The 10,124-nt window shown below is 61.9% G+C and carries 8 protein-coding genes; 5 read left to right on the forward strand and 3 right to left on the reverse strand.

The features are described 5' to 3' along the window. Positions 1-96: 96 nt before the first annotated feature. Entirely contained in the window at positions 97-885 is a 789-nt protein-coding gene (locus OC445_RS26455; RefSeq protein ID WP_054898124.1) for an AraC family transcriptional regulator, read from the reverse strand. 187 nt (positions 886-1,072) lie between these two features. Between OC445_RS26455 and OC445_RS26460 the strand changes: the two genes are divergently transcribed. The 5 genes from OC445_RS26460 to OC445_RS26480 all read left to right on the forward strand — a co-directional run bounded on the left by OC445_RS26460 (position 1,073) and on the right by OC445_RS26480 (position 7,606). After that, on the forward strand, positions 1,073-2,698 hold the full coding sequence (locus OC445_RS26460) for an APC family permease (RefSeq protein ID WP_072446549.1): 1,626 nt from the start codon (positions 1,073-1,075) through the stop codon (positions 2,696-2,698). Positions 2,699-2,709: 11 nt separating this feature from the next. Continuing rightward, positions 2,710-3,636, forward strand: coding sequence for a 4-hydroxyproline epimerase (locus OC445_RS26465; protein WP_181124272.1), 927 nt, complete (start codon positions 2,710-2,712; stop codon positions 3,634-3,636). A 37-nt stretch (positions 3,637-3,673) separates the two neighbouring features. Beyond that, positions 3,674-4,621 (forward strand): dihydrodipicolinate synthase family protein, encoded by a 948-nt coding sequence (locus OC445_RS26470; protein WP_262020441.1) that lies wholly within the window; start codon positions 3,674-3,676, stop codon positions 4,619-4,621. Positions 4,622-4,784: 163 nt separating this feature from the next. Continuing rightward, positions 4,785-6,356: an aldehyde dehydrogenase (NADP(+)) gene (locus OC445_RS26475; RefSeq protein ID WP_262020442.1), complete on the forward strand. Its 1,572-nt coding sequence runs from the start codon at positions 4,785-4,787 to the stop codon at positions 6,354-6,356. A gap of 2 nt (positions 6,357-6,358) precedes the next feature. After that, positions 6,359-7,606: an NAD(P)/FAD-dependent oxidoreductase gene (locus tag OC445_RS26480; RefSeq protein ID WP_262020443.1), complete on the forward strand. Its 1,248-nt coding sequence runs from the start codon at positions 6,359-6,361 to the stop codon at positions 7,604-7,606. 3 nt (positions 7,607-7,609) lie between these two features. On the opposite strand, the gene OC445_RS26485 is transcribed toward OC445_RS26480, so the two are convergent. Then, a complete protein-coding gene (locus OC445_RS26485; RefSeq protein WP_262020444.1) occupies positions 7,610-8,524 on the reverse strand; it encodes an ADP-ribosylglycohydrolase family protein in 915 nt (304 codons plus the stop codon). 37 nt (positions 8,525-8,561) lie between these two features. After that, positions 8,562-9,545: a GlxA family transcriptional regulator gene (locus OC445_RS26490; RefSeq protein WP_072446538.1), complete on the reverse strand. Its 984-nt coding sequence runs from the start codon at positions 9,543-9,545 to the stop codon at positions 8,562-8,564. Between the last annotated feature and the right edge of the window lie 579 nt (positions 9,546-10,124).

Raw genomic sequence — 10,124 nt, forward strand, 5'->3', positions numbered from 1 at the left:
CTGTAGGAGCGAGCTTGCTCGCGAAAAACGTCAACGATAACGCGTGCTTCCTGAATGAACGCGGCGCCTGTGAGTTTTTCGCGAGCAAGCTCGCTCCTACAGAAGACATTCACCTGCGCTGCTGCCTTGCGTGGCTTGCCGGTACTGCCTAGGGGTGAACCCGGTTGAAGATTTGAACTGCCGGGTAAACGCGCTGTGATCGGTGTACCCGCATTGCAGCGCAACCTCGGTAATCGGCAGCTCGGTATGCAACAACCGCCGGGCATGTTCCAGCCGGACTTTCTGGATCATTTGCCGAGGCGTGAGGTGAAACACGCGCTTGCAGTAGCGCTCCAGTTGCGCCACGGAAATCCCGGCGATTCGGGTCAATTCCCCCAGGGTGACACGTCGGTTGAAATGGCTGCGGATGTGTTCGTCCACCGCCGCCAGACGCTGATAGGCCGGGTGGGTTTCACTGGCTGATTGCAGATCTACCGAGATCCCGGCCAGGCCGATGATCGCACCGAGCTGGTTGTACAGCGGCCACTTGTGGGTCAGGCACCAGCCCGGTTCGCGGGTGCCGTAGAGGTGCAGTTCGAGTTGATCCTCCAGTACCAGGCCTTGCTTCAGCACGCGCCGGTCCTGCTCGGTATAGCCGGGGCCCAATTGCGAGGGAAACACTTCGGCGCTGGTCTTGCCCAGCAGCGGTTGCAGGTGTTTGAGGCCGCAGCGTTGCACCAGGGTGCGGTTGGCGAGCACGTAGCGAGCGTCGATGTCCTTGATGAAAATCGCAGCATTGGGCAGTACATCAAGCATCGGCAGCAACTGCTCTACCCCGCTTAATAGCTGCTCGATGCTGTGGGGTCGGCTGCCTTGGAAAAGGCTCGCGAACGCGCTTTGCAACATGACTTTCTCAGCCCCTTTATTCGTCGACAGCCAGCAGATTGAGGCATGGGGCGAGCGCTGTCGAGCGCGGCAAATTGTGCTGAATTCGTCATCCATCCCTGCGCAAAACATCAATCGTCAGCCTGCCTGATGGGTTCAGGATAGCGCCACTGCATGCCTATCCAATAACTCACAAGAAGGCGCCGCTATGTCAGGCCAAGGCAAGTTCAAGAAACAGCTGTCACTGATGGACCTCACCTTTATCGGGTTGGGAGCCATCTTCGGATCGGGTTGGTTGTTCGCCGCCAGTCACGTGTCTGCCATCGCAGGCCCGGCGGGGATTTTTTCCTGGCTGCTGGGCGGTTTCGCCGTGCTGTTGCTGGGCATTGTCTACTGCGAACTGGGCGCCGCCCTACCCCGCGCTGGCGGCGTGGTGCGCTACCCGGTGTATTCCCATGGCCCGCTGCTGGGCTACCTGATGGGCTTTATCACGCTGATCGCGTTTTCCAGCCTGGTGGCGATTGAAGTGGTCGCCTCGCGTCAATATGCGGCAGCCTGGTTTCCAGAGCTGACCAAGGCCGGCTCCAGCGACCCCACCACCCTGGGCTGGCTGGTGCAATTTGCCTTGCTGTGCCTGTTCTTTGTGCTCAATTACCGCAGCGTGAAGACCTTTGCCATCGCCAATAACTTGGTGAGCGTATTCAAGTTCATCGTGCCGTTGCTGGTGATCGGCGTGCTGTTCACCTTCTTCAAGCCGGAGAACTTCCAGGTGCATGGCTTTGCACCGTTCGGCTTGTCGGGCATCGAGATGGCCGTGTCGGCAGGCGGGGTGATCTTTGCCTACCTGGGCCTGACGCCGATCATTTCGGTGGCCAGCGAAGTGAAAAACCCACAGCGCACCATCCCCATCGCCTTGATCCTCTCGGTATTGTTGTCTACGGCCATCTATGTGCTGCTGCAAACCGCGTTCCTCGGCGGCGTGCCTACCGAAATGCTCGCCAATGGCTGGGCCGGCATCAGCAAGGAACTGGCCCTGCCCTATCGCGATATCGCCCTGGCGCTGGGCGTGGGCTGGCTGGCCTACCTGGTGGTGGCCGATGCAGTGATCTCCCCCAGCGGCTGCGGCAACATCTACATGAACGCCACCCCGCGCGTGGTGTATGGATGGGCGCAGACCGGCACCTTTTTCAAGATCTTCACGCGCATCGATGAGAAGTCCGGCATCCCGCGCCCGGCGCTGTGGCTGACCTTTGGCCTGTCGGTGTTCTGGACCTTGCCGTTCCCGTCCTGGGAAGCGCTGATTAACGTGGTGTCTGCCGCCCTGATCCTCAGTTATGCCGTGGCCCCGGTGACAGTCGCCGCCCTGCGCCGCAATGCACCCGACATGGCGCGCCCGTTTCGGGTCAAGGGCATGGCGGTGCTGGGCCCGCTGTCATTCATCATCGCTGCGTTGATCGTCTACTGGTCGGGCTGGAGCACGGTGTCGTGGCTATTGGGCCTGCAAATCCTGATGTTTGTGGTGTACCTGCTGTGCGCGCGCTGGGTGCCGACCGCGCACCTGAACCTCAAGCAACAAGTACGCTCCTCGGCCTGGCTGATCGGCTTCTACGCCGTGACCATCCTGCTCTCCAAGCTCGGCAGCTTTGGCGGTATCGGTGTGATCAGCCACCCGTTTGACACCCTGGTGGTGGCGGCCTGCGCCCTGGGCATTTACTACTGGGGCGCCGCCACCGGCGTACCCGCCCACTTGGTACGCCTGGAGCAGGAAGAGGACGAAAGCGAAGCCGTCAGCGACGCGCACTACAGCGCCCCACTCTCCCCGACTACCCACTGATGGAGCGCCTTATGAAACGGCTGCATGTGATTGACTCACACACCGGCGGTGAACCTACACGCTTGGTCATGAGCGGCTTTCCCGAACTGGTCGGTGCCTCGATCGCCGAGCAACTGGAGCACCTGCGCACCCACCACGATCAATGGCGCCGCGCCTGCCTGCTGGAGCCCCGAGGTAATGATGTATTGGTGGGCGCGCTGTACTGCGCGCCGGTTACGCCGGGGGCGACCTGCGGGGTGATCTTCTTCAACAACGCCGGCTACCTCGGCATGTGCGGCCACGGCACCATCGGCCTGGTTGCCTCGCTGCACCACCTGGGGCTGATCCAACCGGGCGTGCACAGCCTTGACACGCCGGTCGGCCCGGTCGCGGCCACCTTGCACGACGACGGCAGCGTGACCCTGCGCAATGTACCCGCTTACCGCTACCGCAAGCAGGTGCCGGTTGATGTGCCTGGGCATGGCGTGGTGCTGGGCGACATCGCCTGGGGCGGCAACTGGTTCTTCCTGGTGTCGGACCACGGCCTTGAGTTGCAGATGGATAACGTGGAGGCCCTGACCGACTACACCTGGGCCATGCTCAAAGCCCTCGAAGCCCAAGGCATCCGTGGCGCAGACGGTGCGCTGATCGACCATATCGAACTGTTCGCCGACGACGCCCACGCCGACAGCCGCAACTTCGTAATGTGCCCCGGCAAAGCCTATGACCGCTCCCCCTGCGGCACCGGCACCAGCGCCAAGCTCGCCTGCCTGGCCGCCGACGCAAAACTGGCCGCAGGAGAACCCTGGGTACAAGCCAGCATCACCGGCAGCCAGTTCCTGGGCCGCTATGAATGGGACGGCGAACGCGTACGCCCATTCATCACCGGCCGCGCCTACATGACCGCCGACAGCACCTTGCTGATCGACGAACAAGACCCGTTTGCCTGGGGCATCTGAGCCCATTATTCATTCAACTGAAACCGGAGTTAGCACCATGAGCGACAACATCTTCACCGGCTGCATGCCCGCCCTGATGACCCCTTGCACCGCCGAGCGCCAACCGGACTTCGACGCACTGGTGGCCAAGGGCCGCGAGCTGATCGACATCGGCATGAGTGCCGTGGTGTATTGCGGTTCCATGGGCGACTGGCCGCTGCTCACCGAGGCCCAGCGCCAGGAAGGCGTGGCGCGCCTGGTGGCTGCGGGTGTGCCGACCATCGTCGGTACGGGGGCGGTGAACAGCCGTGAAGCCGTATCCCACGCAGCCCATGCCGCCAAAGTCGGCGCCGATGGTTTGATGGTGATTCCCCGCGTGCTGTCCCGAGGGGCTTCGGCCACTGCGCAAAAGGCCCACTTTGCAGCGATCCTCAACGCCGCTCCCAACCTGCCGGCGGTGATCTACAACAGCCCCTACTACGGTTTCGCCACCCGCGCTGATTTGTTCTTCGAACTGCGCCGCGAGCACCCGAACCTGATCGGCTTCAAGGAGTTCGGCGGCGCCGCCGACCTGCGCTACGCTGCCGAAAACATCACCTCCCAGGATGATGATGTGACCCTGATGGTCGGCGTCGACACCCAGGTGGTACACGGCTTCGTCAACTGCAACGCCACCGGCGCTATCACCGGCATCGGCAATGCACTGCCGCGCGAGGTGCTGCAACTGGTGGCGCTGAGCAAAAAAGCCGCCAAGGGCGATGCCAAGGCGCGTCGCCAGGCCCGCGAGCTGGAAGCTGCACTGGCGGTGTTGTCCTCGTTCGACGAGGGCTGCGACCTGGTGCTGTATTACAAGCATTTGATGGTGCTCAACGGCGACCAGGGTTACGCCCTGCACTTCAACGAAACCGACGAGCTCAGCGCTGCCCAGCGCCGGTATGCCGAGCAGCAGTACGCGCTGTTCCGCCAGTGGTATGCCAACTGGTCGGCCGAACAGAACATCGTTTGATTTTCTGTAGGAGCGAGCTTGCTGTGGCGAGGGAGCTTGCTCCCGCTGACTGCGCAGCAGTCTCCGGCGTTTATTGGGGGCGCTTCGCACCCCAGCGCAAGCAAGCTTGCTCGCCACATAAGCTCGCTCCTACAACACCTCTTTTGTTTACCAGGATTTCACCATGACTCTGACAGGCAAGATGCTGATCGGTCAGCAATCGGTTTGCGGCCATCGCGATGCGATCCGGGCGATCAACCCCGCTACCAACACCCCACTGGAACCCGCCTACGCTTGCGGGGATGAGCAGCACGTCGACCAGGCCTGCGCACTGGCGTGGGCCGCGTTCGACGCTTACCGCGAAACCACCTTGGCAGATCGCGCCGCGTTGCTTGAAACCATCGCCAGCCACATCGAAGCCTTGGGCGATGAGTTGATCGAACGCGCCTGCGCCGAAACCGGCTTGCCTCGCGCACGCATTGAAGGTGAACGCGGCCGTACCTGCGGGCAACTGCGCGCTTTTGCCCGCACCGTGCGCCTGGGCGAATGGCTCGACGTGCGCGTCGATACCGCACAGCCCCAGCGCCAACCCCTGCCCCGTGCCGACCTGCGCCAGCGCCATATCGCCCTGGGCCCGGTAGCCGTGTTCGGTGCCAGCAACTTCCCCCTGGCCTTCTCCGTGGCGGGCGGCGATACCGCATCGGCCCTTGCCGCCGGTTGCCCGGTGATCGTCAAGGCGCATAACGCGCACCCCGGCACCAGCGAGCTGGTGGGCCGCGCCATCGCCCGGGCGGTCAAAGATTGTGGCTTGCCGGAGGGTGTGTTTTCACTGCTCTATGGTGCGGGTAACGAGATGGGTATCGCATTGGTGCGCGACCCGCGCATCCGGGCTGTGGGCTTCACGGGGTCGCGCAGTGGCGGTATTGCCCTGTGCCAAGCGGCGCAGGCACGCCCGGAGCCGATCCCGGTGTACGCGGAAATGAGCTCGATCAACCCGGTGTACCTGTTTCCTGCTGCGCTTGAAGCTCGGAGCGAAGCCTTGGCCGAAGGATTCGTCGCGTCGCTGACCCAAGGCGCCGGCCAGTTCTGTACCAACCCTGGCCTGATGATTGCCCTGCAAGGCGCCGCTCTGGACCGTTTTATTCAGTCTGCCAGTGAGCGGCTCTCGCGTTGCCCGTCCCAGACCATGCTCACACCGGGTATTTTCAGCGCCTACGAAACCGGCCTGAAGCCCCTGGCCCAGCACGCTCACATCGCCGCCAAGGGCTTGCCAGCGACCGGGCCGAACCAGGGCCAGGCCCATCTGTTCGTGACCCCGGCCGAGGCGTTCCTGAACAATGAACACCTGCAAGCCGAAGTATTCGGCGCCGCCTCGCTGGTGGTGCAGTGCCGTGATGTCGAGCAAATGCGCCAGGTGTCCGAACACCTGGAAGGCCAACTCACCGCAACCCTGCACATGGATGACCATGACTTGCCACAGGCGCGGGCATTGCTGCCGGTGCTGGAGCGCAAGGCTGGGCGCCTGCTGGTGAACGGCTGGCCGACTGGCGTAGAAGTGTGCGACGCCATGGTGCATGGCGGGCCCTTTCCGGCGACTTCGGATGCGCGCAGTACGTCGGTGGGCACGGCGGCGATTCTGCGGTTCCTGCGCCCGGTGTGTTACCAGGACTTCCCGGACACCTTGCTTCCCACCGCGCTGCAGCACGACAACCCGCTGCGGTTGCGGCGCCTGCTCGACGGCCAGCGAGAAGCATAATCATGGCCGATCCCAAGCAAGCAGACATCGTAGTAGTCGGCGCCGGCATTATCGGCGTCGCCTGCGCCTTGCAGCTGGCACGCCAAGGCCGCCAAGTCGTCGTGCTCGACCCGCAGGCACCCGGCATGGGTGCCTCCTACGGCAACGCCGGCCACCTGGCGACGGAACAGGTGTTTCCCATCGCCGACCTGTCGATCCTCAAGCGCTTGCCCGCCATGCTCCTGGACCCCATGGGCCCGCTGCGCCTGGACTGGACCTATCTGCCCCGCGCCCTGCCCTGGTTTATCCGCCTGTTGCTCAACCTGCGGCCAGCGCGTTACCAGCGCACCGTGGCAGGCCTTCGCGCGCTGAACGAAGGCAGCCTGGGCGCGTGGCAACGCTTGCTGCAATCGATGGGTCAAACGCAATTGCTGCGTGAAGACGGTTCGCTATTGGTGTTTGAGCGCGCCGAATCCCGCGCAGCGCTGGATGCAGTGCAGCAACGCATGCGGCAGCAAGGCGTCGCCGTGGACTTCTGGAGCGGCGATGCGGTGCGCAAGGCTGCGCCGCAACTGAGCGACGCCATACAAGGCGGTTTGTTCTTTCCCGCTACCGGACATTTTCTGGACCCGTACACGGTGGTTGGCGAACTGGTGAACGCGGCCAAGGCTGAGGGGGTGCAATTTCTTCAGCAGCGCGTTCTGGACGGACGCCTGGAGGGTAGTGGCGTTTCCCTGATGACCGACCAAGGCGTACTGACAGCGCAGCAAGTGCTGATTGCCTGCGGCGCCCACTCGGCCAAACTCACCGCAGCTCTCACCGGCAAACAAGTGCCGCTGGACACCGAACGCGGTTACCACCTGATGCTGCCCCACGAACAACAGCGCCTGCCCTTCGCGGTCACTTCACTGGAGCGCAAATTCATCATGACGCCCATGACCGGTGGCCTGCGCCTGGCCGGCACGGTCGAATTCGCCGGCCTCGACCGCCCGGCCAATATGCAACGGGCCTGGCAGTTGCACCGGTTGAGCAAAGGGTTGTTCCGACACGAACTGAGCGACAGCGAAGCCACGCCCTGGATGGGGTTTCGCCCTTCCCTGCCCGACTCGCTGCCGATCATTGACCGGGTGTGCGAGGGCAAAGTGCTGCTTGCATTTGGTCACCAGCACCTGGGGCTGACACAAGCGGCGGTGACGGCCGAGCGGGTTGGGCCACTTGCTGCGGGTGAGCGGGTGCCAGAACTACAGCCTTATCGGCTAGATCGTTTCTAAACCTTACCGTGGTAAGCGCGAAGTGCTGAATAACGCATCAGCCGTTTCTTGGATTTCATCGCGCATCCATAGCTTGTTCAACCAACCGACAGGGATAGCCTGGACGCCGTAATACGCCCCCGCCAGTTGCCCAACGATTGCGGCAGTAGTGTCTGCGTCATCCCCAAGGTTGGCGGCAGCGAGTATCGCTTCAGCAAAATTTGAGGTCTGATCGAAACACCAGAATGCGGCCTCCAGCGAAGCCACCGCATAACCTGAGCCAACGATTTGAGCAGAGGTTTTATCGCGATAGTCGCCAGAGGCGATAGCCTTGACCTTAGGAACCGACAGCGCGGTGTGGGAAAAACTCAGCACCTGTTTCTTTGGCACGCCGCTCAGGGCATTGCTGATAGCCTCGGCCAGCAGCAGGCAGCACTCGATAGCCTCATGCGCGGCATGCGTAGTTCGCGAGCTTTGCTCGGCAAACAGGTGGATGTCCGCCCTATCTGGAAAGTAAAACAACACGACAGGTGCGAGACGCATCATTGAACCATTGCCGGCCGAATACGGATGTGTTGAGCCCGCAAAAGCGTTGCCACTTTGCTGAAATTGCTCCAGCGCTTCGCGAACTGTCATGCCGATATCAAAGCACTCTCCGGTAGAACTCAAGTAACCCCACTTCCACCAATTCAGATAACGTCCCATCTGGTCCATCGCGTCAAAACCGCCTTTGCGCAACAGGCTTTCGGCCAGACACAGAGCCATGGAGGTATCGTCAGTCCATTGGCCAGGCTTGAGGCTAAATGGTCCGCCGCCTAGCATATCCGTCACGGGAGAAAAGCTGCCGCGGGGCATGAATTCAACCGTCGTCCCTACCGCATCGCCACACGCCAGCCCAAGTAGGCTGCCGCGATAACGATCCAAAAGCGTGATATCCATTGCCACTCCTTTTGAAAATCTTTCTAAGCCCGCCAGGCTACTTGACCAACCGCTTCTCCTTGGAGGGGCGATAGCCGAAATACGCGCTGTAGCATTTGCTGAAATGGCTCGGCGAGACAAACCCGCACGCCACCAGCACATCCACCTGTGACAACTCGGTGTGCTGCAACAGGCGTCGCGCTTCAGTGACGCGCAGTTCCATGTAGTAGCGTTGCGGCGTGGTGCCCAGCTGTTCTTTGAACAGACGCTCCAGCTGACGGCGGGAACGGCCGGCGTAAACGGCGAGTTGATCGAGCTCCAGGGGTTCTTCGAGGTTGGCGTCCATCAGCTTCACTACCTCGCGCAACGGCGCGCTGACACACATATTTTCAGTGGGTTTGATACGGCGGTAGCGCGACTCTTCGAACGCCAGAATATCTTCGATGCCTTCGACCAAGGCTTTGCCATGCAGGCTCTTGATCCAGTCCAGGGCCATATGGAAAGCCCCCGAGGGGCTGGACGCGGTGAGGCGGTCGCGGTCGATCACATAGGGTTCGCTGGTGACCTGCGCCGCCTTGGACACTTCGGCCAGTGCCGGGCGATGTTCGGGATGGATGGCGCAGCGGTAACCCTGCAACAGCCCCGCACGCCCGAGGAACCACGAGCCGTTCCACAAACCGGCGAGGCGCACGCCCGCTTCACCCGCACTGCGCAGCCATTGGATAAATGGCTCGCTGGCCTTGAGTTCGGTGCGAAAACCACCGCAGATCACCAACAGGTCCAAGTCCTGCAAGCTCGCCAGCATCAGGTTCGCATCCGGGCGAATGATCAGGCCCAAGTCGCTGATGACTTCGCCCTCGCCCCACCCGAAAGTGCGCGTAGCGAACAGATCAGGGCGCAACAGGTTGGCGGTCACCAGCGTGTCGAGGGTCTGGGTAAAGGCCGGCAAGGAGAAGTGTTCGAGCAGCAAAAAACCGACACGGGTGACCGACGTCGATTGCTGGGGATTATCACTGAGGTAGCGCAGGTTCTTGCCTTGCATGCCACCGCTGAACTGGCGTCTTTCCATCGAGGGTCGGCCCACGCTTATTGTTGTGCAGTGGGGGCTATCTTAGGGGCAAATGCAGTGCCTGTCTCAGGTGACGCTCGAGGCTGGCAGCGGCCATTGCACTGATCTTGATAAAAACTGTTCGCTTGAAAAGCCACGGCCCAGGCGCTGCGCGGTGATCTGATACGGTTTTTTCTTTTCGATCTGCGCCTGTATTGAAAACCGCTTGAGGCGGACAATAGCCCCATCCCGACACTCCTGTCGTCCCCTTCCCCTCGGAGGCCTTATGACCAAGATGGCAATTTTCCTGTTCGGCTTTTTGGTATTGACCATTGGCATCGGCATGTTGGCGACCATCTCGCCGGTCTAATCCCGCCTCGTGGCGAGGGAGCTTGCTCCCGTGACGGCCTGCCAACCGACGGTGATCTACCTGACGCCCCGAGACCTAAATGTGGGAGCTGGCTTGCCTGCGAAGACGGCCTGACGATCAACTCAGTTGGACCGTGTACATATCCATTCCTGCGGTAGCGGCCACTTAGGGTTCCGCTTTTACAGCGGCTCACTTTTGAAAAG

This window comes from Pseudomonas sp. Pse35 (genome assembly GCF_024519715.1).
Lineage (GTDB): Bacteria > Pseudomonadota > Gammaproteobacteria > Pseudomonadales > Pseudomonadaceae > Aquipseudomonas > Aquipseudomonas paracarnis.

Coding starts and splice junctions, on each gene's coding strand:
- OC445_RS26455 (WP_054898124.1), bottom strand. CDS start 885: ATGTTGCAAAGCGCGTTCGCGAGCCTTTTCCAAGGCAGCCGACCCCAC.
- OC445_RS26460 (WP_072446549.1), top strand. CDS start 1,073: ATGTCAGGCCAAGGCAAGTTCAAGAAACAGCTGTCACTGATGGACCTC.
- OC445_RS26465 (WP_181124272.1), top strand. CDS start 2,710: ATGAAACGGCTGCATGTGATTGACTCACACACCGGCGGTGAACCTACA.
- OC445_RS26470 (WP_262020441.1), top strand. CDS start 3,674: ATGAGCGACAACATCTTCACCGGCTGCATGCCCGCCCTGATGACCCCT.
- OC445_RS26475 (WP_262020442.1), top strand. CDS start 4,785: ATGACTCTGACAGGCAAGATGCTGATCGGTCAGCAATCGGTTTGCGGC.
- OC445_RS26480 (WP_262020443.1), top strand. CDS start 6,359: ATGGCCGATCCCAAGCAAGCAGACATCGTAGTAGTCGGCGCCGGCATT.
- OC445_RS26485 (WP_262020444.1), bottom strand. CDS start 8,524: ATGGATATCACGCTTTTGGATCGTTATCGCGGCAGCCTACTTGGGCTG.
- OC445_RS26490 (WP_072446538.1), bottom strand. CDS start 9,545: ATGCAAGGCAAGAACCTGCGCTACCTCAGTGATAATCCCCAGCAATCG.